Raw genomic sequence first — 23,104 nt, forward strand, 5'->3', positions numbered from 1 at the left:
ATGAGCGCGCATGCCGATCAGGAGACCGGACCCGACGAACCGGACACCACGAGGAGCCGCGCCATGCCCATGAACGCCCAGCCCGAGAACGGCACGCCCGACAGCGACACCGACGACGGCACGCACCGCACGGGAGCCCTCCAGGGCGTGCGCATCGCCGACTTGTCCCGCGTGCTGGCCGGACCGTACGCGACGATGCTCCTCGCCGACCTTGGCGCCGAGGTCGTCAAGGTGGAACGGCCCGGCACCGGCGACGACACCCGGGCCTGGCGCCCGCCCGCCGACGCCTCCGGCACCTCCACGTACTTCCTGGGCGTCAACCGCAACAAGCGGTCCGTCGCCCTCGACCTCACCACCGACGAGGGACGGGCCCGGGCCCGCGCGCTGATCGCCGGCTCGGACGTCGTGGTGGAGAACTTCCGCCCCGGCACCATGGAGAAGCTCGGCCTCGGCCACGAGGAACTGCGCACCGCCGACCCGCGGCTCGTCTACTGCTCCGTCACCGGGTTCGGCACCGGCGCGGGCGCCGGACTGCCCGGCTACGACCTGCTGGTGCAGGCCGTCGGCGGGCTGATGAGCGTCACCGGCGAGCCGGAACCGCACGGGGAGCCGACCAAGACCGGTGTGGCCCTCGTCGACGTCATCACCGGACTGCACGCCACGGTCGGCATCCTCGCCGCCCTCCGTCACCGGGAACGCACCGGCGAGGGCCAGCTCGTCGAGGTCAGCCTGCTCGGCTCGCTGCTGTCGGCGATGGCCAACCAGGCCTCCGGCTACGTCGCGGCGGGCGTCGTCCCGGGCCGGCTCGGCAACGCCCACCCGAGCATCGCCCCGTACGAGACCTTCCCCACGGCGGACCGGCCGATCGCGCTCGCGGTCGGCAACGACCGGCAGTTCGCCGCGCTCGCCGCGCTGCTCGGCGCACCCGAGCTCGCCGACGACGCCCGGTTCCGCACCAACCCCGACCGCGTGGCCCATCGGAGTGAACTCCGCCCGCTCCTGCAGGACCGGTTGCGCACCCGCACCGCCGACCAGTGGGCCGACGTGCTGCCCGCGGCCGGAGTGCCGGCCGGTCCGGTCAACGCCCTCGACGAGGCCTTCGCCTACGCCGAACGACTGGGCGTCGAGGCCGTGGTGGACGTCGGCGGTACCCGCCAGGTGGCCCATCCGATCCGCCTCGGCGCCACTCCGGCCAGCTACCGGTATGCACCGCCTGAGCTGGGCGAACACACCGACGACGTCTTCCGTGCGGATGAGGGGCCGGACGCCTGACAGCGGGTCCGGCGTGGCCGTACGACTGAGCCCACAGTGCCTGGGTACCCTCCGCCGCATGGCGGTGGACGAGAGGACGGAGCCGCCGCGCCGGGCACCGGCGCGGCAGCGGACGAACCGCACGCTCGGGCGGGCGCTGGCCCGGTGGGCGACGACGACCGATCACAAGGTGATCGGCAACCTCTATATGACGACCTCCTTCGGGTTCTTCCTCTTCGGCGGCGTCCTCGCCCTGCTGATGCGCAGTGAACTGGCCCGCCCGGGGCTCCAGCTGGTCACCAACCACCAGTACAACCAGCTCTTCACCGTCCACGGCACGATCATGATGCTGCTGTTCGCGACCCCGCTGTTCGCCGGGTTCGCCAACGCGATCATGCCGTTGCAGATCGGCGCCCCGGACGTGGCGTTCCCCCGGCTCAACGCGCTCTCGTACTGGCTGTACCTCTTCGGCGGCCTGATGGTGGTGGCCGGGTTCCTGACGCCCGGGGGAGCGGCCGCCTTCGGCTGGTTCGCCTACGCGCCGCTGAACAGCGCGGTGTTCAGCCCCGGCGCGGGCGGTGATCTGTGGACCATGGGGCTGGTGGTGACCGGCGTGTCCACCACGCTCGGCGCGGTCAACTTCATCACCACCATCCTGTGTCTGCGCGCCCCCGGCATGACCATGTTCCGGATGCCGATCTTCACCTGGAACGTGCTGTTCACGTCGATCCTGGTGCTGCCGGCCTTCCCCGTGCTCACCGCCGCGCTGCTCGCGCTGGAGGCCGACCGGAAGTTCGGCGCGCACATCTTCGACGCCGCGAACGGCGGGGCGCTGCTGTGGCAGCACCTGTTCTGGTTCTTCGGCCATCCCGAGGTGTACATCGTCGCGCTGCCGTTCTTCGGCATCGTCTCCGAGATCATCCCGGTCTTCAGCCGCAAGCCGATCTTCGGCTACGTCAGCCTGGTCGGCGCCACCATCGCCATCACCATGCTGTCCGCCGTGGTGTGGGCCCACCACATGTTCGCCACCGGGGCCGTGCTGCTGCCGTTCTTCTCCCTGATGTCGTTCCTCATCGCGGTGCCGACGGGAGTGAAGTTCTTCAACTGGATCGGCACGATGATGCACGGCTCGCTGTCCTTCGAGACACCCATGCTGTGGTCGACCGGGTTCCTGGTGACGTTCCTGCTGGGCGGCATGAGCGGTGTCCTCATCGCGTCACCGCCCCTGGACTTCCACCTGACGGACTCGTACTTCATCGTCGCCCATCTGCACTACGTGCTCTTCGGCACGGTCGTCTTCGCGATGTTCGCCGGCTTCTACTTCTGGTGGCCGAAGTTCACCGGCAAGCTGCTCGACGAACGCCTCGGAAAGATCCACTTCTGGACGCTCTTCGTCGGCTTCCAGACCACGTTCCTCGTCCAGCACTGGCTCGGCCAGCAGGGCATGCCCCGCCGCTACGCCGACTACCTGGCCGCGGACGGTTTCACCGCGCTGAACACCATCAGCTCCATCGGCGCCTTCCTGCTCGGCCTCTCCACGCTGCCGTTCCTCTACAACGTGTGGCGCACCCGCCAGTACGGCACGAGGGTGGAGCACGACGACCCCTGGGGCTACGGACGTTCCCTCGAATGGGCCACCACCTGTCCGCCCCCGCGGCACAACTTCACGTCGCTGCCCCGGGTCCGCTCCGAGTCCCCGGCGTTCGACCTGCACCACCCCGACATCGGCCGGCACGACCAGAGGCACGAGCAGAGGAAGCAGTAGTGAGGGAACAGCAGTGAGGGAACAGCAGTGAGGAAACAGCAGTGAGGACCGAAGCGCGTCTGTTCACCGGCGTGGCGGCCTTCTTCGCCGTCACCGCGGCCGGATACGGCTGGTTCTCCGAGGAACCCGCCGGCACCGCCGCACTGACCATCGCCTTCCTGATGGCCTCGCTCGTCGCGTTCTTCCTGCGTGTGCAGTACCGCAAGCGCGGCCTGCGGGCCCAGGACCGCGGCGACGCGGAGGTCCTGGAGACCGCGGGCCCGCTGGAGTTCTTCCCGCCGCACAGCCCCTGGCCCATCGTCACCGCCCTCGGCGCCGTCGTCCTCGCCCTCGGCATCGTCTACGGCCTGTGGCTCGCGCTGATCGGCTTCGGCGTGCTCGCCCTGGCCGTCCTCGGCCTCGTCTTCCAGTACGCCGGCCGGGGCGCTCAGCGCTCCAGCTCGCCGGAGGACGACTCCGGCCCGGACTCCGTCTCCCCGACGTCGACCCGGTCGCCGTAGTACCACTCGCTGAGCGTCGCCCGCAGCCGCCCCACCTGCGGCGCGTCCTCGTCGGGCGCCGACGGCGCCAGCGGCTCGGGCTCCTTCCGCGACCGCAGCACGTACCGCTCCTCGGCGTCGAGGGGCGCGTGGTTCTCGACGTAGCCGCCCGCCAGGGTCTGCACCAGATCGCCCGTCTCCTCGCCCTCGGCCAGCCGCTCGCGCTCCCGCTCCTGCAACGCCAGGCAGACACGCTTGGTGACCATGAAGGCGATCGGCGGCAGCAGCACCAGGGAGATCCGGAACACCCACGTCAGCAGGTTCAGCGAGACGTCGAAGACGTGGGCGAGGATGTCGTTGCCGCCCGCCAGCAGGAGAACCCCGTAGAAGCAGATCGCGGCGACGCCCAGCCCGGTCCGCACGGGCTTGTCCCGGGGCCGGTCGCACAGATGGTGCTCCATGTGGTCGCCCGTCACCCAGCGTTCGAAGAACGGGTAGGCGTACAGCACCGCGAACAGGGCGCCCGGCAGCACGACCGCGGGCACCAGCACGTTCCACATGACGGTGTGCCCCGCCACCTCCGTCTCGAAGGGCGGCACCAGCCGCAGCGACCCCTCCAGAAAGCCGACGTACCAGTCCGGCTGCGAGCCGAAGGAGACGATGTCGGGCCGGTAGGGGCCGTACGCCCAGATCGGGTTGATCTGCGCCACCGCCGCGAGCACCGTCAGGACGCCGAAGACCATGAAGAACAAGCCCGTCGAGTTCGTCAGGAACTGCGGGAACATCGGCTTGCCCACGGCGTTGCGGTTGGTCCGGCCGCGGCCCGCCCACTGGGTGTGCTTCAGGTAGAAGACCAGGATCAGATGGAGCGTGACCAGCGCCAGCAGCAGCCCGGGGAGCAGCAGGATGTGCAGCGAGTACAACCGCGGGATCACGTCGTCGCCGGGATACTCGCCGCCGAACACGAACATGCTGATGTACGTCCCCACCACCGGGATGGACAGCATGATGCCCTGCGCGATGCGCAGCCCCGTCCCGGACAGCAGGTCGTCCGGGAGTGAGTAGCCGGCGAAGCCCTCGGCGAGCGCCAGCACGAACAGCGTCACGCCGATCAGCCAGTTCACCTCACGCGGCCGGCGGAACGCCCCGGTGAAGAAGACCCGCAGCAGATGCACTCCGATGGCCGCAACGAACACCAGGGCCGCCCAGTGGTGCAGCTGCCGGATCAGCAGCCCGCCGCGCACGTCGAAACTGATGTCCAGCGTCGACCGGTACGCCTCCGACATGCTCAGCCCGAGCAGCGGCTCGTACGACCCGTCGTAGACGACCTCCGTCATCGACGGCTTGAAGAACAGCGTCAGCCACACCCCGGTCAGCAGCAGCACCACGAAGCTGTAGAGGGCGATCTCGCCCAGCAGGAAGGACCAGTGTTCCGGGAAGGCCTTGCGCAGCAGCCCACCGCCCTCGGAGACGGGCAACCGCCCGTCGGCCCAGTTGACGGTGTGTTCGGCCGCGTAGCGGGCCCGCGCACCGGCGCGGGCCCTTCTCCTCTTCAACAGCACGGCGCATGGGTTCCCCGGCGTCCGCGCCGGAAACTACGCCCGTGCCGGGGGGAGGCTACGTACGGTCACCCTTCGGCTTGCCCGGCTGGTCCGGAGTGCCGTGCGGCGGCGGGGAGAACGGCTCCGGTGAGGTCGCGGGCGACACGGGGGAGCCCGTGCGGCCCTGCCCCTGCTCCGGGCGTACGGCGTCCGGGTCGCCCGAGGACGGCTCGGCACCGGACTTCAGCTGCTCCAGCCGGGCCGCCAGCAGCTCCGTGGCGGGGAGGCGGTCGGCGTGCGACCGTTCGTACGCCAGCAGATCCTCCACCTGCTCCGCGCCCAGCGACCGGATCCGGCTCTCCAGCCCACCGATCGGCAGATGGTCGTAGTCGGGCAACGGCAGGGTGTTGCGAGCGGGGTCGGCCATGGTTCTCACTTCCCTCTGTACGACCTGTACGACATTCTCGGGGATCAGCGTCCGCCCGGTCCGCCGCTGCCGAACGAACCGCTGCTGCCCTCGTCCCAGCGGGGCCGGTCCTGATCGGAAGCGGTGCGGCTGCCCTGGTGCCCGAGGTCGTGCGGCAGCGTCCGGTCGTCGCTCCTGGGCATCTCGTCGGGCTCCCGCCGCTCCCGCGTCTCGTGGACGGGCCCCTCGTCGGGCATACGGGGCTGCTCCTCGGGACGCGGCGGGGGCGACTCCTTGCGCTTCTGCCGGCTGCCGAAGGCGAACGCGCCGATCAGCAGGCCCACCACCACGACGGCCGCGGCACCGATCCCGATGCCGATCCCGCTGGAGCTCACCGCCAGGTCCATCCATGCGTTGGTCATGGGGCGCGGGTACCCCCGGTCCGGGCAACCAACCAGCTCAGCCCGACCGGGAGGCTCGCGTCTGCGAACGGTTGGCCTTCCGGATCGCCGTGAGCAGATCCGCCTTGGACATCCGCGACCGGCCCTCGACGCCCAGTCGCTTGGCGACGCCGTACAGGTGCTCCTTCGAGGCCTTCTCGTCGACGCCCTCGCCGCTGCGTCCGCCCTGTCCGCGGGGTCGACCGGACTGGGGGTCGGAGGGGCCCTTGCGGCCGCCCTCCTTGCGCTCCCAGTGGTCGCCGACCTTCTCGTACTTGTGCTTCAGCGCCCCGTACGCCACCCGGTGGGCGCGCTCACCCTCGCCGTACTCCTCCACGGCCGAGTCATGGGCCTTGATCCAGGTGCGCTGGGCCTCCCGGGGGGAGCGTTCCAGGGTCGACGGAAGTTCCTGTCGTCCCGGCATGTCGTGCACCTCCGCAGTCATCGACGTCATCGCTGTCACCAGCTCGGGAAGAGTCCCGGGTGCCCGGCGGCGCCCCGGGAAAACGGGCCGGAACCCTTGGGAACAACGGGCCCGGCGGTTTGGCGCAGTCCGCAGCGGCAACCCGCGCGGTGTGACATCGACGACGACTTCCCAGCAGGAACTGTTCCGCTTCCTGGAGGACCGCTTCGCTTGTGCACAGGCGTGCACCGAGTGCGCACGGGCGTGCGCGCTGCGGGCGAGCCTCGTGGACCCGGACGGGACCGAGAACCAGGAGCTCGTACGGCGCAAGGGCATCATGTGCGCGGAGGTCTGCGACGCGACGTGCCGGGTGCTGTCCGAACAGAACCAGGTGGACGAGGCCGCGATCCGTGTCCAGCTGGAGTGGTGCCGACAGGTGTGCCTGGAGAGCGCGCACGTCTTCGACGAGCACCTGGGCGCCGAGGAGAGCGCGGAGGCCTGCCGCGCCTGCGCCCGGGCCTGCGGAGAGTTCCTCGCCACCCTGCGCTGAGGCTCTGTGCCGAGGCCCTGGGGCCGGCGGACGCGGGGGCGTTAGCCTGCCGGTATGACGGCCACACGGACGGGTGATCGGGCGGGCGGCCAGGCGGGCGATCCGGGACTGTTCGGCCCCGGCTCGGTGGGCAGGCACACGGCGACCCGATGATGTGGATCGCCGGCATCCGCGCCCTGTACCTCCAGGCCCTGCACCCGCGCGCCGTACGCGGCGTGATGCAGAACAGCGACTTCCGGCGCGACGCCTGGGGGCGCCTGATGCGCACCGCGAGCTTCGTCGGCACGACGACGTACGGCACCACCGAGGCCGCCGAGCGGGCCGGCGCCCGGGTGCGGAAGATCCACCGCATGCTCGGGGCGACGGACCCGGACACGGGTGAGCGGTACGGCGTCGACGAACCCGCGCTGCTGCTGTGGGTGCACTGCGCCGAGATCGGCTCCTACCTGCACGTGCTGCGCCGCTCCGGGTTCCCGCTCACGGACGCCCACGCCGACCGCTACCTCGCCGAACACCGGCACAGCGCCCGCCTGGTCGGACTCGACCCCGACGCCGTACCCGCGAGCCGGACCGAGCTGGCCGCCTACTTCGCCCGGGTACGGCCCGAACTGGCCGCGGGCGACGACGCGCACGAGGTGGACGACTTCCTGCTCCGCCCGCCCACGCACCCCCTCCTGGTGCCGGCACGCGAGCTGCTGTGGCGGCGGGTGGCACATCTGGCGTACGACTCCCTACCGCGGTATGCGCACGAGCTCTACGGCAGACCGGCCCCCGCACCCGCCACCGTCACCCGACGGCTGCGTGCCACGGGCAGCCTGCTGCGCGCCGTTCCCGCACGTCTGCGCTGGCAGCTGCCGCCCAAACACATCCTGCGCGCCATGGCGAGGCTCGGACCGGCCGCGCGCCCGGCACCATACAAACTCGGACCATAGACCGCCATACTGGACCGGCCAGGGGAGGGCGGGGCGGACTGCTACGGGGGCGGGCAGCGAGATGGGGGACAGCACGCTGATCCAGGGCCGGTACCGGCTGCTGGAGCGGATCGGGCGCGGCGGCATGGGCGAGGTGTGGCGGGCGCGGGACGAGTCACTGGGCCGTCGCGTCGCCGTCAAGTGCCTCAAGCCACTGGGCACCGGGCACGATCACTCCTTCACCCGCGTCCTGCGGGAGAGGTTCCGGCGCGAGGCCAGGGTGGCCGCCGCGCTCCAGCACCGTGGGGTGACCGTCGTGCACGACTTCGGTGAGTCGGACGGTGTGCTCTTCCTGGTCATGGAGCTGCTGGAGGGCCGCGACCTGAGCCGGCTCCTGGAGGACAACAAACACCATCCACTGCCGGTGCCCGACGTCGTCGACATCGGCGAACAGGTCGCCTCCGCGCTCGCCTACACCCACGAACAGGGCATCGTCCACCGCGACCTGAAGCCCGCGAACATCGTCCGGCTCGCCGACGGCACCGTGAAGATCTGCGACTTCGGCATCGCCCGGCTCGGCCACGACGTCGGGTTCACCGCCCGGCTGACCGGCACCGGCATCGCCATGGGCACCCCGCACTACATGTCGCCCGAGCAGATCGGCGGCGACGACGTCGACCGGCGCAGCGACCTGTACTCACTGGGCTGCGTGCTCTACGAGATCGCCACCGGCGTGCCGCCGTTCGACCTCGACGACGCCTGGGCGATCCTCGTCGGCCACCGCGACACCGAGCCCGAGCCCCCTCGCACCCACCGCGCCGAACTGCCCGCCTACCTGGACCGGATCATCCTGGACCTGCTGGCCAAGCGGCCCGACCAACGCCCGGACGACGCCCGCGAGCTGGGCCGCCGGATCACCGCCGGCCGCACGGCACCGGCGTACGCGCCGGCCGTTCCGGCGCCGCGGACGCGGACGCCCGAGCCGGTCGGGGGCCGGGCCGCGCTGCCGTCCTGGACCCACGGCATGACCACCGGCCACAAGGCGACCGGCACCGGGCTGCGCTCCACGCCCCCGGACCCCGCCGCCGGCCTGTCCGGCGAGTGGATTCCGCGGCCGGCCGGCGCCGAGGCCGCCGCACCCGCACCCGCCCCCGACGAGCGACCCGACCCGGCGCCCGAGGAGGTCGCCGCGTTGGCCGGGCGGCACAGCGCCGGCCTGAGCCTGGGGCGGCTCGGCCGCTGGGAGGAGGCGGGCGAGGTGCACCGCGCGGTGGCCGACGAGCGCGAGCGCCTGCTCGGCCCCGACCACCCCGACACGCTCGCCAGCCGCTACGAGGTCGCCTTCACGCTCAGCCGCACGGGCCACGCCGCCGACGCACTGCGCGCCTACAAACGTGTCGCCGAGGCCAGGATCCGGGTGCTGGGCACCGACCACGCCGACACGCTCGCCGTCCGGCAGGAGATGGCGTACGCCCTGGGCCGGCTGGGCCAGCACGCCGACGCCCACCAGGTCTACACGTCGGTCCTGGCGGCCCGCGAGCGCGTCATGGGCGCCGACCACCCCGACACCCTGCGCTGCCGGCACAACCTCGCCTTCAACCTCGGCCGGCTCGGCCGCCCCGAGGACGCCCACCGCATGGCCCGCGAGGTGGCCGCCGCCCGCGCCCGCGTGCTCGGCCCCGAGCACCCCGACACCCTGGTCACCCGCTACGAGGTGGCCTACGAACTCAGCAGGCTGGACCGTTGGCAGGAGGCCCTGGTGGCCTACCGGGAGGTCGCCGAGGCCCGCGAGAGCGCGCTCGGCCCGGACCACCCCGACACCCTCGCCGCCCGCTACGAGATGGGCATCAGCCTCGGCCGCCTCGGCCGCAGCACCGAAGCGCTGGCGCTCTACCAGGAGCTGATCGACGACCGCACCCGCGCCCAGGGCCCCGAACACCCCGAGACCCTGCGCGCCCGGCACGGCCTGGGCGTCAACCTCGGCCGGCTCGGCCGCTGGGAGGAGGCCCTCGCCGAGTCCCGCGAAGTGTGCGCCATCCGTGAACGCGTCCTCGGCCCCGACCACCCCGACACGCTGGTCAGCCGCCGCGAGGTCGCCGTCGGCCTGGGCTGGCTGGGCCGCTGGGCCGCCGCCCTCACCGAGTACCGCCGGGTCGCCGCCGCCCGCGAACGCGTCCTGGGCCCCGACCACCCCGACACCCTCGCCGGGCGCGACGACGAGGCCCACTGCCTGGAACAACTCGGCCGCGGCGCCGAGGCCGTGGAGCTGTACCGCAGGGTGGCGGTACAGCGCGGGGCGGGGGCACGCTGAGCCGGGACGGGCGCGGCACGCGTCCGAGGCGGGGACCGCCGATCCGGCCCGCGCCGATCCGGCCCCCGCCGGGTCCGGCCCGCGCCGGGTCCGGGGCAGGCTGAGCCGGAGCCGGAGCCGGAGCCGGAGCCGGAGCCGGAGCCGGAGCCGGAGCCGGAGCCGGAGCCGGAGCCGGAGCCGGAGCCGGAGCCGGAGCCGGAGCCGGAGCCGGAGCCGGAGCCGGAGCCGAGGCCGAGGCCGGAGCCGAGGCCGAGGCCGGAGCTGAGGGCCCCGCCGCACCTCTGGCAGCCCACCGCCACCCCGTGTTACCAAGAGCCATGACGCCGCCCACCGAGCCCCGAGCATCCCGCACCTACGACGCCGTCATCGTCGGCGGTGGCCACAACGGTCTGGTCGCCGCCGCCTACCTGGCACGCGCCGGCCGTTCCGTGCTGGTGCTGGAACGGCTGGACCACACCGGGGGCGCGGCCGTGTCCACCCGGCCGTTCGCCGGGGTCGACGCGCGGCTGTCGCGGTACTCGTACCTGGTCAGCCTGCTGCCGAAGAAGATCGTGCGGGACCTGGACCTGGACTTCCGGGTACGCGGACGCACCGTCTCCTCGTACACGCCCGTCGAGCGGAACGGGCGGCCCACCGGGCTCCTCGTCGGCGGGGGCGAGCGGCGGACTCGGGAGTCGTTCGCCCGGCTCACGGGCTCGGAGCGGGAGTACGACGCCTGGCAGCGCTTCTACGCGATGACCGGACACGTCGCCCAGCGCGTCTTCCCCACCCTCACCGAGCCGCTGCCCACCCGGGACGAGTTGCGCCGCCGGGTCGACGACGATGCCGCGTGGGGGGCGCTGTTCGAGGAACCGATCGGCGTCGCGATCGAGCAGCACTTCGCGGACGACCTGGTCCGGGGGGTGGCCCTCACCGACGCCCTGATCGGCACCTTCGCCGACGCCCACGACCCCTCCCTGAGCCAGAACCGCTGCTTCCTCTACCACGTGATCGGCGGCGGAACCGGCGCCTGGGACGTGCCGGTCGGCGGCATGGGCGCCCTCACCGACGCCCTGGCCGACGCGGCACGCGCGGCGGGCGCCGTGCTCGCCACCGGGCACGAGGCGGTGCGGATCGACTCGGACGGGCGCACGGCCGAGGTCACCTACCGCTCGGACGCCGGCGAGGGCGTCGCCGCCGCACGCCACGTCCTGGTGAACGCCTCCCCGAGGGAGCTGGCGGCGCTCACGGGGCAGGCGCCGCCCCCGCCCGCCGAGGGCGCCCAGCTCAAGGTCAACATGCTGCTGACGCGGCTCCCGGCGCTGCGCGACCCCGCGGCCGACCCGCGCGAGGCGTTCGCCGGGACCTTCCACATCGCGGAGGGCTACGAGCAACTGGCCACGGCGCACGCCGGTGCCGCGGCCGGCGAGCTGCCCGCCGCCCCGCCCTCCGAGATCTACTGCCACTCGCTGACCGACCCCACGATCCTCGGTCCGGACCTGGCCGCGAAGGGCATGCACACGCTCACCCTGTTCGGCCTGCACACGCCCGCCCGCCTCTTCGCCCGTGACAACGACGCCGTACGCGAGGAACTGCTGAAGTCGACCCTCGCCCAGCTCGACGCCCACCTGGCCGAACCCCTCGCCGACTGCCTGGCGACCGACGCCGACGGGCGGCCCTGCGTCGAGGCCAGGTCGCCGCTCGACCTGGAACGCGACCTGCGCCTGCCCGGCGGCAACATCTTCCACCGCGAGCTGGCCTGGCCCCACGCCCAGGAGGGCACCGGCCACTGGGGCGTGGAGACCGGGACGGCGAACGTACTGCTGTGCGGGGCGGGCGCGGTGCGCGGGGGAGGGATCAGCGGGGTGCCCGGGCACAATGCGGCGATGGCGGTACTGGAGCGGACGGCGAACTGACGGCGCATGCGCCGGACAGGGATGGGTACCGCGACATAGCGGACATTCCGCCCCTGTAATCGGTACGACAAGGAGCCTGCCATGGCTGACCTCAGCCCCATCGACCTGCAGAAGGCCCTCAGCGGTATGGACTACCCGGCGGACAAGAAGTCGCTCGTCGACTGCGCCCGCAAGAACAAGGCCGACGACAAGGTCGTGAGCCGTCTCGACGGTCTCAAGGAGAACAGCTTCGACGGGCCGAACGAGGTGCAGAAGGCCGTCTTCAACGGCTAGCGGACACCAGGCGCGAACGCTCGCCTAGTCGGCCGACGCCGTCCACCCCACCGCCTCGATCCGCGCCGCGTCCGCGGGGCGCGCGTCGTGGAACAGGACGTCGTCGGCCGACTCGGCGCGCAGCCCGTCGACGTACGCCCCGCGGCCCACGTACAGCCGGTCGGTCGTGTACCGCCAGCGCAGGGTGAGCCCGCGAGCGGCCGGGAGGCCGGCCGTCAGCCGGTGCCAGACGCGGCCCGACCAGCCGGTGGCCGAACCCGCCGGGTGCTCCCGCGGCTCCGCACCGCGGCGCGCGGTGGTGAACGGGACCGGCCGCCAGGTGGTGCCACCGTCGGTCGTCGCCTCCAGCACGAGGGCGTCCGACCCCGGCTCGGTGTCCCACCACAGCGAGCAGCGCAGCCGCGCCCCGCCACCGGAGGTGTCCAGCGCGGGCAGCGTGAGCGTGGCGGTCGACGAACCCGCCGTCCCGGAGAACCACGCCGTACGCCCGTGCGCGGGACGGACCGGCACGGCCCGCGCCATGTTGGTGCCGGCCGCGACTCTGGGCGCCGACCCCGAGCGCCAACCGCGCACCGGATGCACCGAGTTGCCGAGCACCACCAGGAACGAGTCGGTCGTCGGGTCGAGCACCAGCGAGGTCCCCGTGAAGCCGGTGTGTCCGGCCGTGCGCGGGGTGGCCATGGCGCCCATGTACCAGTGCTGGTACAGCTCGAAGCCGAGGCCGTGCTCGTCCCCCGGGAAGTCGGTGTTGAAGTCGGTGAACATCAGCTCCACCGACTCCGGCCGCAGGATGCGCGCCCGCCCGTAGGAGCCGCCGTTGAGCAGCGTACGGCCGAGCACCGCCAGGTCCCACGCGCAGGAGAAGACCCCGGCGTGGCCGGCGACGCCGCCGAGGCTGAAGGCGTTCTCGTCGTGCACCTCGCCCCACACCAGTCCGCGGTCGAGGCCGGACCAGGGCAGGCGGGCGTCCTCCGTGGCCGCGATCCGGGGCCGCCAGGAGGCGGGCGGGTTGTAGCGGGTGCGGTCGAGACCGAGCGGGGCGGTGATCTCGTCGCGCAGCAGCACGTCCAGGGTGCGCCCTGTGACCTTCTCCAGCACCAGCTGGAGCGAGATCATGTTCAGGTCCGAGTAGAGGTACGCCGTGCCGGGCGCGCTCACCGGCTCCTGCTCGTAGACCAGCCGGACCTTCTCCTCGTACGTGGGCGCCTTGTACAGCGGGATCCACGCCCGGAAGCCGGAGGTGTGCGTCAGCAGCTGCCGCACCGTCATGTCCTGCTTGCCGGCCCGCCCGAAGTCCGGCAGGTACGAGGCGACCGGCGCCTCCAGCTCCAGCGCGCCCCGTTCCAGTTGCTGCACGGCGAGGATCGAGGTGAACAGCTTGGAGATCGAGGCGAGGTCGAACACCGTGTCCTCGGCCATCGGGATCTGCTGCCCGGCCGGGAACTCGACACCGGTGTCGGTCTCCTCGTCGTAGGCCCGGTAGCGCACCGCCATGCCGATCGGCTCGTGCAGCGCCACCGTGCCGCCCCGGCCTGCGAGCAGCACGGCGCCCGCGTACCACGGGTGCTTGGGGGAGGGACCGAGAAACGTCTCGGCGTCGGTGACGAGCTGGCGCAGATGGCCGGGGAGCAGGCCGGCGCGCTCGGCGGAGCCGCGCCGCAGGGTGGGGCGGCGGCCCTTGTCCGCGACGGCCTCGGCCGGCCCGGCCGCGAACGGGGCGATGGCCAGGGCACCGCCCAGGGCCAGTGCGCCGGCGCCCAGTTGACGCCGTGTGAATCCGCTCATCGCCTGTCCGGCCATCGAAGAGCCTCCCGCATCGAAGCTGAAAGTATCTTTCCTGGATCGCCGTGCGGAGTGAAACTTTCCTGTCAGTGACGGGTCGTGTCAATGGGGCGTGCGGAGTTGACGAACCGCCGGACCCGCCCGGCATGGCGCCGGACGGGTCGCGGTGCGGAGGAGCTGGGTGCGGCTCAGCGCTCGCGCACCCGGACCACCCGGAGGTCGGGCGACGTCCGGATGTCGCGCTCGCAGAAGCGGGACGTCACCCACTTCTCGCCGGAGAACAGCCGGGTCTGGTCCGCGTAGTGCCGCGAGGCGGGGTTGGAGGACTGGGAGTACGTCAGGAGCGTACGGGCCACCGGGCACCGGCTGCCGTCCCAGCCCACGGCCTGGATGTAGCTGGAACCGGTGGTCACCTCGGTGTAGCCACCGCGGGCCGCGTCCCACACGGGCTCGATCTTGTTCCAGATGCCCAGCGACTCCGTGCCGCCGCCCACGGGGACGCGCTCGCCGCCCCGCACGACGAACTGGTGCTCACCGAGCGGCGCGTCCAGCGCGATGCCCGCCGCCCGCAGCTCGGCCACCGCGTCCGCGAGGGCGGTGGCGAAGCCCGGCGCGTCCGTGTTCAGCGTGTTCGGGGTGGTGACCGGGTCCGTCGGCGAGAACGGCACCTTCCACAACTGCCCCGCCGATACGGCCCTGGTGAGCCCGCGCCAGAACCGGTCGAAGAGCAGCGCGCCCCGGCTGTCGGTGTCGACGGTGCGGTCCCAGCCGGCGAGCACACCGCAGGCCTCGCGGACATCAACGGCCTTGCCGTCGCTGCCCGTGGCCGTGCCGCCCGGCAGTGCGGCGCAGGCGCGCGCGGCGTCGGCCGCGACCAGGTCGCCGGCGGGGGCGCGGTCGGCGAACTGCTGCCGTTGCAGGTCCCGCACGGTCAGCTCACCCCGGTCCGCCATCGCCGCCACGTCCTCGATGGCCCCCCGCGTCCGCATCGACCGCTGGGTGCCGACGGTGCCGAAGACCCGCTCGTAGCCGGTCAGCGGCCGGTCCGCGTTGGTCAGCCAGGCGCTGTCGTTGGAGTTCTCCGCATACGGCGCGTCCTTGAGCGTCGGCATCCGGTCCGGGCCGAAGATCCCCGGCTGCACGGCGTCCCGGTCCCGGCCCAGCGCGCAGTCGCCGCGCGAGCCGTCCAGCACAGCGAGCCCCGACGACGGGTAGGTGACCTCGCCGAGCGGTGTGGAGCAGCGCTCGGCCAGCTCGTCGGTGATGCGGGGCAGCACCTGCGACTGGGTGAACAGCGTGCGGCCGCGCGAGTCGGCGGCGATCGTGTTCGTCCACGGCAGCCCCTGCGTGCGGCGCAGCGAGTCCAGTACGTCGTCCGTGCCGCGGGCCTTGCCGAAGCCGAGCGCGGTGTCGGAGGCGCGCATGTTGACGGAGTTCGGGTCGTTCAGCGCGTACGCCGTCGTCGTGGTCCACGGCAGGGGCACCGAGGCGCCGAGCGACGTCACCACCGGACCGTACCGGGTCCACCACTGGGTCTTCGTCACGGGAGCGCCGTGCTTCACCGGGACGGTGACGGACCGTTTCGTCATCCGCTCGCGCCTGCCGTCCACCAGGTAGACCGTCGGGTCGGCCGGATCCAGCGTCAGCTGGTGGAGGTTGAGGGTGACGCCGGTGGCCACGGTGTGGCTCCAGGCGACGTGCGCGTTGTGGCCTATGGCAACCGTCGTGGTGCCGAGCAGAGAACCTCCGGCGACGTCGAGCCGTCCGGGGATCGTCTGCTGCGACTGCCAGAAGCGGCGCCCGCCGTGCCACGGGTAGTGCGGATTGCCCAGCAGCAGCCCGCGGCCGTTCGCGGTGGTGCGTCCGCCGAAGGCCACGGCGTTGGAACCCATGTCGGCGTTGTCGGCGGCGAACAGCTCCCGGGCGGCGCGCGCGGTCGCGTCGGCTCCGGGCTTCCCTTCCGGGGCCGCCCCGGTGCTCCCGGCCGGCGGCTGGGCGGCCGTGATGCCGTCCACGGCCCGGCCCTGACCGCCGAGCACGGCCAGGGCGAAGCCGCGCACGGCCACGTCCAGCGAGGTCACCGGCCGCACCCAGGAGGCACCCCGGCACGCCGGGTCGGTGATCCGGTTCTGCTCCAGCCAGGCGTTGTAGCCCGCCGCGAAGCCCCGCATCAGCTCCTTCGAGTCCCGGCTGGGACCGCGCGGCGCGGGCTCGGCGAGCAGCTTCTCCACCGTGCCCGCCCGGCGCACTCCCCGGAAGTACAGGTCGCTGGAGAGGTTCGTGGCGGCCGACGAGAGCGCGGGGTCGGACCCCGCGTCGGCGCCGAAGTGGCGGGAGCGTTCGCCGCGCACGGTCACGAAACCGTCGGCCAGTGTGCACACTTGGTCCGCGGCCTGGGCCCAGCCCGTGCCGAAGCCGAGGTTCGCGTAGTCCTTCGCGACGATGTGCGGGATGCCGTACTCGGTGTAGCGGATGACGGCGGACAGCCCGCCGTGGGACGGACGCTCGTGCCGGTCACCGGACCGTTCGGCCGCGGCGGCCGGCAGCGTGGTCGCGGCGGTGAGCAGGGCGACGGCCGTGACGACGAGCCGTCTCAGGCGTGTGCGCATCGTGCCTCCCGACGTCTTCGGAGGAAGGGGCGGCTGAGCGTACCAGTCGGTATGTGTACGTGTCAGTGGCATGACACGAGCCACTTTCGGCGCGGCGCACACGTCTTGACCCGCCCCGCCGACCGGCCGAGGATCATGCCATGACGCTGACGCCCGGACACGGCAGCACGGTCGACGGGGTGCTGCGGCGCAGTGCCCGGCGCACTCCGGCACGCGTCGCGGTGGAGTACCGCGACCGCTCCTGGACGTACGACGAACTCGACACCGCCGTCTCCCGCGCGGCGAGCGTCCTGCTGGAGCAGGGGCTGACCCGCGGGGACCGGGTCGGCGCCTACGGGCACAACTCCGACGCCTACCTGATCGCCTTCCTCGCCTGCGCCCGCGCGGGCCTGGTGCACGTCCCGGTCAACCAGAACCTGACCGGCGACGACCTCGCCTACATCGTCCGCCAGTCCGGCAGCACCCTGGTGCTCGCCGACCCGGACCTCGCCGGCCGGCTCCCCGACGGCGCACGCGTCCTCCCGCTGCGCGACGCCGACGACTCACTGCTCGCCCGGCAGGCCACGGCGCCCGCGTACGACGGCCCCGAGCCGGGCGGCGACGACCTCGTGCAACTGCTCTACACCTCGGGCACCACCGCACTGCCCAAGGGCGCGATGATGACCCACCGGGCGCTGGTGCACGAGTACCTGAGCGCCATCACCGCCCTGGACCTCGGCGCGGGCGACCGCCCCGTGCACGCGCTGCCCCTCTACCACTCGGCGCAGATGCACGTCTTCCTGCTGCCCTACCTCGCCGTCGGCGCGACGAACACCGTCCTGGACGCACCCGACGGCGACCGCCTCTTCGACCTGATCGAGGCCGGCCGCGCGGACAGCCTCTTCGCACCGCCCACCGTGTGGATCGGCCTCGCGAACCGCGCCGACTTCGCCACCCGCGACCTCGGCGGCCTGCTCAAGGCCTACTACGGGGCGTCGATCATGCCCGTGCCGGTCCTGGAGCGGCTGCGCGAACGCCTCCCGGACCTGGCCTTCTACAACTGCTTCGGCCAGAGCGAGATCGGCCCGCTCGCCACCGTCCTCGGCCCGGACGAGCACGAGGGCCGGATGGACTCCTGCGGCCGGCCCGTGCTGTTCGTCGACGCACGCGTCGTCGACGAGGACGGCAAGGACGTGCCCGACGGCACGCCGGGCGAAGTCGTCTACCGATCGCCGCAGTTGTGCGAGGGCTACTGGGACAAGCCCGAGGAGACCGCCGCGGCCTTCCGCGACGGCTGGTTCCACTCCGGCGACCTCGCCGTGCGGGACGCGGACGGCTACTTCACGATCGTCGACCGCGTGAAGGACGTCATCAACTCCGGCGGCGTACTGGTCGCCTCCCGCCAGGTCGAGGACGCCCTCTACACCCACGAGGCCGTCGCCGAGGCCGCCGTGATCGGCCTGCCCGACGAGCGGTGGATAGAGGCCGTCACGGCGGTCGTCGTCCCGCGCGGCGAGGTCACGGAGGACGAACTGATCGCCCACGCCCGCGAGAGGCTCACCGCGTTCAAGGCACCCAAGAGGGTCCGTTTCGTGGACGCCCTGCCGCGCAACGCCAGCGGGAAGATCCTCAAACGCGAACTGCGGGACCGGTTCGCCGGTTCCTGACCCGGCGACTTTGTCGCGGCCGAAACGACGGGCGCGTGGGAACCGCGGCGCCGATCTTCCGAAAGGCACCCGTCACGTGGCCTGTCGGCGCTCGGACCCGATCGCTAGGCTGACCGCGGACGACGAAATCGGGAGGAGCACGGACGTGGCCGAGAGCACCACCCAACAGCGCCCGCTCATGGGCTGGGACAAGCCGGAGCTGGATCTCAGCAACGCGCAGTGGCAGTCCAGCAGCCGAGGCCTGGGGGATGTCCAGATCGCCTTTGTCGAGGGGTTCATCGCCATGCGGAACAGCGGCAGCCCGGAAAGTCCCTCCCTGATCTTCACCCCCGCGGAATGGGGCGCGTTCGTGTCGGGAGCGCGGGAAGGGGAGTTCGACCTCACGTGAAACGCCCGCCGGGGCGGTGAGCCGGGCCGGGGTGCGTCCGGCCGATCCGGGAGTGTTCCGCCGGTTTTTCCGGACACGCGACCGTGAGTGCCCCTTCGTGGCCGACGCCTGAGCGAGGCTGACGCCAGGAGGGGGAACGGTTGCACTCCGGAGGTGAGGAACCCATGAGCACCACCCTGCCGGTCATCGCGGCGGTCGACGGTTCGGACGACAGCCTGCGCGCCCTGGACTGGGCCCTCGACACCGCCCACCGGCGCGAGTCACGTCTGCGGGTGGTGCACGTGCGCCAGTACGCCGCCTGGGCGCAGACCGACGTCCTGGTCGCGGGCCCGCCGGACACCGGCGAGGACCCGGTGCTCGACCAGGCCCGCGCGCACCTGCAAGGTCGGGCCTTCGCGGTGCCGACCGAGTACGTCGGCATGGAGGGCGTACCCGGCGCCGTGCTGCCGGAACTGGGTGCCGACGCCCAGTTGATCGTGCTCGGGTCAAGGGGCCGCGGGGGCTTCGCGAGTCTGCTGCTCGGCTCCAACGGCCTGGCCGCCGCCCGCGACGCCGAGTGCCCCGTCGTCGTCGTGCCCCGCCCCGGACGCGAGGTCCACGGCGAGGCGCCGGCCGAGTCCGGCCCCCGGGTGGTCCTCGGCCTGCACGTGGACAGCCCCGACGACGCCAGTCTGTCCTTCGCCTTCGCCGAGGCCGCGCTGCGCGGCGCCCGCCTCCAGGTGGTCGCCGCCTACCCGTGGCCGGTGCAGACCTGGGCCGCCGCCGGACAGATCATGCCCCCGGTGATCGACGAGGTCTCCATCGAGAGCGAGACCCGGGTCCTGGCCGACGGTTTCCTCGCCCCGTACCGGGAACGCCACCCCGACGTCCGTGCCGAACCGTACGTCGCGCCCGGCGACGCCGCCGGCCACCTCGTCGCCGCCTCCCGCGACGCCGAACTGGTCGTCGTCGGCCGCCACCGCCGACGCCTGCTGGCCCCGGCCCGCATGATGGGCTCGGTCACCCACGCCGTCCTGCTGCACGCGACGTCCCCGGTCGCGGTGGTGCCACCGGCTCCACCGGAGGAGTGAGGGCGCGGGCCCGTGCCCACCGACGCCGTGGGGAGCGGATCGTCGCCGGCCCCGCCCGCCCGGCGTCCGAGGCGCGACGCACCCCGGCCTTCGGCGGAACCCGGCCTGCCTATCATCGGCCCATGCAGGACTCGCCCAGCAGGGACACCCGGATCGCCCTCGACCTCGCTCTGACCGTCCGGCACGACGGGAACGGCGGGGTCGCCGACGACCTGACCGACCTCGCGGGGCTCAACACCTGGGTGCGGGCGCACCCCGACACCGTGCCGGGCGCCGGCGTCTTCACCGCCGACGAGCCCACCCTGGCCGCCGCCCGCGAGGTGCGCGCCGCCGCCCGTGCCCTCTTCGCGCGCGCCGTGCGCCCCGGCGAGCCGAGCCCCGCCGACGCCGCCCGGCTGCTTCCCGTCCCCGACGCCGTGCGGCGCCTGAACGAGGCGGCCGCCCGCACCCCCACCGTTCCCGTCCTGGACTGGGCCGACGGCGCCGGACCCGTCGTACGCGCGGAACCCGCGCACGGTGGCCGGCCCGATCTCGCCGCCGCCCTCGCGCGGGCGGTGATCGGCTTCCTCACCGGGCCCGACCGGCCGCGGCTGCGGGCCTGCCACGCACCACGCTGTGTGCGCTACTTCCTGAAGGAGCACTCCCGCCAGGAGTGGTGCAAGCCGTCCTGCGGGAACCGGGCCCGGGTGGCCCGCCACCACGAACGGCACAAGCGGACCGCGTAGCCCGGTCGGGCTCCCGCCCGCACTCCGTTCGTGGGCCCGGGCCACGTACCATGGCGGCATGTCGTTCCTCCGCCGCCGCAGCGCCACGCCCGCCGGGCCCGACTTCGACGTACTGGCCATGGATCCGGGCGACTGGCCCGGGAACCTGGGCGCCGGCCTGCTGCCCGCGCCCGACGGCAGCTGCCAGGGCGTCTTCCTGCGCTACGACCTCTTCGGCGGTCGCGGTCCCGCGATGATCATCGGCAATCTGCCCACCGGTTCCCCGGCCCGCGAGGTCCCCGAGGGCGAGATCCCGTTCGAGGTGGCCCAGCTGCTGCTGGCGCTGGAGAACGACGAGGAGATCACGGTCGTCGGCACCGAGGACGTACCGGTGATGCAGGGCGACAACCTGCTCATCGTGCGCCGCCTCAAGCTCTCCGAGGGCCGGATCTCCTGTGTGCAGTTCGACCGCAGCGACGGTGTCCTGGTGACCATCGCCGCCTGGGACCGGCCCATCACCGACGACCTGTACGCCCTGCTGAAGCCGCTCCCGGCGGAGCTTTTCCAGCAGGGCTGACCCGGCCGGCTACCGCACGGTCGCGAGCGTGACGTCGGCGGCGCGCACGTACCCGACCCGGTGGCCGTACTGGATCTCGTAGTACTCGTCCTCACCGGTCACCACCCGGTGGGAGGCCTCGTCGAAGGTGACCGCGTAGTAGTACTCGCCGGGCACCTTCTCACCGACCACGTACCTCTGCCCCTCCAGCAGCCGGTACGGCAGTGGCGACACGGCCTGGGCGGGCACGTCCGCCGGGTAGGCGGCCTTCTCCGGGTACGCGCGCCCGTACACCGGGACGCTCGCCAGGCCCTCCCGCGGAGTGATCACCCGGCCCGAGGCGGGCACCGCCGCCGGGTGCTTCCTCGGGTTGTGGAACCAGGCCTTCTGACCCAGGTACCAGATGGCCGTCCAGTCGCCCCACCGGTCGGCCACCGCGTACTGCTGGCCCGTGGAGACCCGGGAGGACAGGTCGTTCACCCCGGTCGTCGGGGTGGTGCCCAGGCCGATGTCCTTGATCAGAGGCGCGTTCACGTCGTGGTCGGCGTACAGCCGCACCTCGCTGGAGCCGTGCGGCGCGCAGGGTTCGCCCTTCGTCTCGCAGCCGGTGTACTCGGGACGGTTGGTGGCGTAGTCGGGGCGGATCGTCACCAGGCCGGACCTCTTGCCGGCGGTGGGCTCGAAGGGGCGGCCGAGCAGCTGGAAGTAGTGCCGCCAGTCCCAGTACGGACCCGGGTCGGTGTGCATGCCCGGGATCGTCGCGGTGGTGGTGCCGGGGACGTTGCCGTGGCCGAGGACGTGCTGCCGGTCCAGCGGGATGTCGTACCTCTTGGCCAGGTACTTCACCAGCCGCGCCGACGAGCGGTACATCGCCTCCGTGTACCAGGCGTCCGGGTCCGCGAGGAAGCCCTCGTGCTCCAGGCCGATCGACTTCGCGTTCACGTACCAGTTGCCCGCGTGCCAGGCCACGTCCTTCGCCTTCACGTGCTGGGCGATGTGGCCGTCGGTGGAGCGCAGCGTGTAGTTCCAGGAGACGTAGGTCGGGTCCTGGACCATGTTGAGGACCCCGTTCCAGGCGCCCTCCGTGTCGTGCACGACGATGTACCGGATGCGCTGGGAGGCGGGCCGGTTCCCCAGGTCGTGGTTGCCGTAGTCGCTGTCTCCGAACTCCTCGTACGGTGCCGGGATCCACTCGCAGGACACCGTCTTCGGGCACTCGGTGCCGGCGGCCGAGGCGGCGCGCAGGCCCGCGTCCGCGAGCTGCGAGACGTCGGGGGCCACGTCGGGCCGGGCGGCCAGGGTGACCCGCTGCCCGGCGTCCGTGGTCCGGTGCTCGCCCGCGCGGATCACCTCGTACACGTCGTTCGCGTACGCCGCCGCCGTCGCGGAGTCCTCCGCGCCCGAGAAGCGGGCCACCGCCCCGTACCAGTCCGCCGGGTCCGCGCTGAGCGGCTCACCCAGTTCCCGCTGGGCGGCGGCGAGCAGCGCGGCACCGCCGGACACGTTCGCCGCCGGGTCCTCGCGCAGCGCGCCGGGGCTCAGCCCGGTCAGCTCCGCGGCCTTCGGCAGCGTGGTCAGCCGGTCCGGCAGGTCGGTGGGGTGCGCGGCCGTGGCCGTCGGGTGCAGCGGGGCGCGGGCGTCGTCGCCGCGCGGGTCCTCGGTGCCCTCGCTGTGGTGCGAGGCCCCGGCCAGTGCCGTGCGCGCGTCGGTGAGGTGCAGCGGGCCGTAGCCGCCGGTCACGCTCGGCGCACCGCCGTGCGCGTCCCAGCGGGACTGGAGGTAGGAGACGCCGAGCAGGACGCTCTGCGGCACCTGGTACTCGGCCGCCGCGGTGGCGAACGCCCGCTGCAGACGGTCGGGGCCGGGCGGGGCGTCGGAGGGGCCGGCGGCGGACGGTGCCGCGCCGAGCAGCGGCAGCAGCAGTGCCGCGGTGGCCAGGGCGGGCACGACGGGGGAACCTCGCAAAGCGGCCTCCTGTGACGGTGGGGCGTGGCGGGGCGTGCGGGGCCGAGCGTGGGTCAGTGGTACCCGGCGGTCCTACGATCCGTCAATCATGCCGTCGTGACGGCGATTTCCCATGTCAGCAGGGGGTCGGGCGAGTTTCGCGACGGCGGCGCACGGGCC

19 protein-coding genes and 1 pseudogene are annotated in these 23,104 nt (G+C 72.9%); 13 read left to right on the forward strand and 7 right to left on the reverse strand.

From position 1 onward, the window contains the following. The first annotated feature begins 69 nt into the window (after positions 1-69). The 3 genes from RI578_RS35375 to RI578_RS35385 are packed head-to-tail and all read left to right on the forward strand — an operon-like array spanning position 70 to position 3,516. On the forward strand, positions 70-1,272 hold the full coding sequence (locus tag RI578_RS35375) for a CoA transferase (protein ID WP_310875943.1): 1,203 nt from the start codon (positions 70-72) through the stop codon (positions 1,270-1,272). A 13-nt stretch (positions 1,273-1,285) separates the two neighbouring features. Continuing rightward, the gene (gene ctaD / locus RI578_RS35380) at positions 1,286-3,016 is read left to right on the forward strand and encodes a cytochrome c oxidase subunit I (RefSeq protein ID WP_310874877.1); all 1,731 of its coding nucleotides are present in this window, start codon (positions 1,286-1,288) and stop codon (positions 3,014-3,016) included. Between the two features lie 41 nt (positions 3,017-3,057). Beyond that, entirely contained in the window at positions 3,058-3,516 is a 459-nt protein-coding gene (locus RI578_RS35385) for a cytochrome c oxidase subunit 4 (protein WP_310874878.1), read from the forward strand. Here RI578_RS35385 and RI578_RS35390 read toward each other — a convergent pair. Genes RI578_RS35390 through RI578_RS35405 form a run of 4 tightly spaced genes read right to left on the reverse strand, consistent with a single transcriptional unit; the run spans position 3,444 to position 6,306 of the window. Continuing rightward, positions 3,444-5,057, reverse strand: a complete 1,614-nt coding sequence (locus RI578_RS35390; RefSeq protein ID WP_310874879.1) for a ubiquinol-cytochrome c reductase cytochrome b subunit — start codon at positions 5,055-5,057, stop codon at positions 3,444-3,446. The two genes, RI578_RS35385 and RI578_RS35390, sit on opposite strands and share 73 nt — an antisense overlap. A 55-nt stretch (positions 5,058-5,112) precedes the next feature. Further along, complete coding sequence (locus tag RI578_RS35395) at positions 5,113-5,463, reverse strand: hypothetical protein (protein WP_310874880.1); 351 nt, start codon at positions 5,461-5,463, stop codon at positions 5,113-5,115. Positions 5,464-5,507: 44 nt separating this feature from the next. Beyond that, on the reverse strand, positions 5,508-5,864 hold the full coding sequence (locus tag RI578_RS35400; protein WP_310874881.1) for a DUF6479 family protein: 357 nt from the start codon (positions 5,862-5,864) through the stop codon (positions 5,508-5,510). 37 nt (positions 5,865-5,901) lie between these two features. Beyond that, positions 5,902-6,306, reverse strand: a complete 405-nt coding sequence (locus RI578_RS35405; RefSeq protein WP_310875944.1) for a ChaB family protein — start codon at positions 6,304-6,306, stop codon at positions 5,902-5,904. A gap of 151 nt (positions 6,307-6,457) precedes the next feature. Here RI578_RS35405 and RI578_RS35410 point away from each other — a divergent pair, with 151 nt between their 5' ends. From RI578_RS35410 to RI578_RS35430, 5 genes and pseudogenes are all read left to right on the forward strand, one after another. Beyond that, positions 6,458-6,835, forward strand: coding sequence for a four-helix bundle copper-binding protein (locus RI578_RS35410; RefSeq protein ID WP_310874882.1), 378 nt, complete (start codon positions 6,458-6,460; stop codon positions 6,833-6,835). A gap of 54 nt (positions 6,836-6,889) precedes the next feature. Further along, positions 6,890-7,767, forward strand: a pseudogene (locus tag RI578_RS35415) (oxygenase MpaB family protein). A 61-nt stretch (positions 7,768-7,828) separates the two neighbouring features. Beyond that, a complete protein-coding gene (locus tag RI578_RS35420) occupies positions 7,829-10,057 on the forward strand; it encodes a tetratricopeptide repeat protein (RefSeq protein ID WP_310874883.1) in 2,229 nt (742 codons plus the stop codon). Between the two features lie 317 nt (positions 10,058-10,374). Continuing rightward, positions 10,375-11,952, forward strand: coding sequence for an NAD(P)/FAD-dependent oxidoreductase (locus tag RI578_RS35425; protein WP_310874884.1), 1,578 nt, complete (start codon positions 10,375-10,377; stop codon positions 11,950-11,952). Between the two features lie 81 nt (positions 11,953-12,033). Further along, positions 12,034-12,225, forward strand: coding sequence for a DUF2795 domain-containing protein (locus RI578_RS35430; protein ID WP_055420399.1), 192 nt, complete (start codon positions 12,034-12,036; stop codon positions 12,223-12,225). Between the two features lie 24 nt (positions 12,226-12,249). On the opposite strand, the gene RI578_RS35435 is transcribed toward RI578_RS35430, so the two are convergent. Then, a complete protein-coding gene (locus tag RI578_RS35435; protein ID WP_310874885.1) occupies positions 12,250-14,025 on the reverse strand; it encodes a serine hydrolase in 1,776 nt (591 codons plus the stop codon). A 170-nt stretch (positions 14,026-14,195) separates the two neighbouring features. Further along, positions 14,196-16,616 carry a penicillin acylase family protein gene (locus RI578_RS35440; protein WP_310874886.1) on the reverse strand — a complete coding sequence of 807 codons (2,421 nt, stop codon included), beginning with the start codon at positions 16,614-16,616 and terminating at the stop codon, positions 14,196-14,198. 140 nt (positions 16,617-16,756) lie between these two features. On the opposite strand from RI578_RS35440, the gene RI578_RS35445 reads away from it, so the two are divergent. The 5 genes from RI578_RS35445 (at position 16,757) to RI578_RS35465 (ending at position 21,001) form a co-directional block, all read left to right on the forward strand. Then, the gene (locus tag RI578_RS35445) at positions 16,757-18,262 is read left to right on the forward strand and encodes an acyl-CoA synthetase (protein WP_310874887.1); all 1,506 of its coding nucleotides are present in this window, start codon (positions 16,757-16,759) and stop codon (positions 18,260-18,262) included. A gap of 145 nt (positions 18,263-18,407) precedes the next feature. Further along, positions 18,408-18,650 (forward strand): DUF397 domain-containing protein, encoded by a 243-nt coding sequence (locus tag RI578_RS35450; protein ID WP_121751142.1) that lies wholly within the window; start codon positions 18,408-18,410, stop codon positions 18,648-18,650. Positions 18,651-18,814: 164 nt separating this feature from the next. Beyond that, complete coding sequence (locus RI578_RS35455; protein WP_310874888.1) at positions 18,815-19,720, forward strand: universal stress protein; 906 nt, start codon at positions 18,815-18,817, stop codon at positions 19,718-19,720. Between the two features lie 122 nt (positions 19,721-19,842). After that, positions 19,843-20,445, forward strand: a complete 603-nt coding sequence (locus RI578_RS35460; protein WP_310874889.1) for a CGNR zinc finger domain-containing protein — start codon at positions 19,843-19,845, stop codon at positions 20,443-20,445. A 58-nt stretch (positions 20,446-20,503) separates the two neighbouring features. After that, positions 20,504-21,001 (forward strand): hypothetical protein, encoded by a 498-nt coding sequence (locus RI578_RS35465; RefSeq protein WP_121750623.1) that lies wholly within the window; start codon positions 20,504-20,506, stop codon positions 20,999-21,001. A 9-nt stretch (positions 21,002-21,010) separates the two neighbouring features. Here the strand turns inward: RI578_RS35465 and RI578_RS35470 are convergent, their stop codons facing one another. Further along, the gene (locus RI578_RS35470; protein WP_310874890.1) at positions 21,011-22,945 is read right to left on the reverse strand and encodes an N-acetylmuramoyl-L-alanine amidase; all 1,935 of its coding nucleotides are present in this window, start codon (positions 22,943-22,945) and stop codon (positions 21,011-21,013) included. Between the last annotated feature and the right edge of the window lie 159 nt (positions 22,946-23,104).

The sequence above is a fragment of the Streptomyces sp. BB1-1-1 genome (assembly GCF_031597775.1).
GTDB lineage: Bacteria > Actinomycetota > Actinomycetes > Streptomycetales > Streptomycetaceae > Streptomyces > Streptomyces thinghirensis.

Coding starts and splice junctions, on each gene's coding strand:
- RI578_RS35375 (WP_310875943.1), top strand. CDS start 70: ATGAACGCCCAGCCCGAGAACGGCACGCCCGACAGCGACACCGACGAC.
- RI578_RS35395 (WP_310874880.1), bottom strand. CDS start 5,463: ATGGCCGACCCCGCTCGCAACACCCTGCCGTTGCCCGACTACGACCAT.
- RI578_RS35400 (WP_310874881.1), bottom strand. CDS start 5,864: ATGACCAACGCATGGATGGACCTGGCGGTGAGCTCCAGCGGGATCGGC.
- RI578_RS35405 (WP_310875944.1), bottom strand. CDS start 6,306: ATGCCGGGACGACAGGAACTTCCGTCGACCCTGGAACGCTCCCCCCGG.
- RI578_RS35420 (WP_310874883.1), top strand. CDS start 7,829: ATGGGGGACAGCACGCTGATCCAGGGCCGGTACCGGCTGCTGGAGCGG.
- RI578_RS35425 (WP_310874884.1), top strand. CDS start 10,375: ATGACGCCGCCCACCGAGCCCCGAGCATCCCGCACCTACGACGCCGTC.
- RI578_RS35430 (WP_055420399.1), top strand. CDS start 12,034: ATGGCTGACCTCAGCCCCATCGACCTGCAGAAGGCCCTCAGCGGTATG.
- RI578_RS35435 (WP_310874885.1), bottom strand. CDS start 14,025: ATGGCCGGACAGGCGATGAGCGGATTCACACGGCGTCAACTGGGCGCC.
- RI578_RS35440 (WP_310874886.1), bottom strand. CDS start 16,616: ATGCGCACACGCCTGAGACGGCTCGTCGTCACGGCCGTCGCCCTGCTC.
- RI578_RS35445 (WP_310874887.1), top strand. CDS start 16,757: ATGACGCTGACGCCCGGACACGGCAGCACGGTCGACGGGGTGCTGCGG.
- RI578_RS35455 (WP_310874888.1), top strand. CDS start 18,815: ATGAGCACCACCCTGCCGGTCATCGCGGCGGTCGACGGTTCGGACGAC.
- RI578_RS35460 (WP_310874889.1), top strand. CDS start 19,843: ATGCAGGACTCGCCCAGCAGGGACACCCGGATCGCCCTCGACCTCGCT.
- RI578_RS35465 (WP_121750623.1), top strand. CDS start 20,504: ATGTCGTTCCTCCGCCGCCGCAGCGCCACGCCCGCCGGGCCCGACTTC.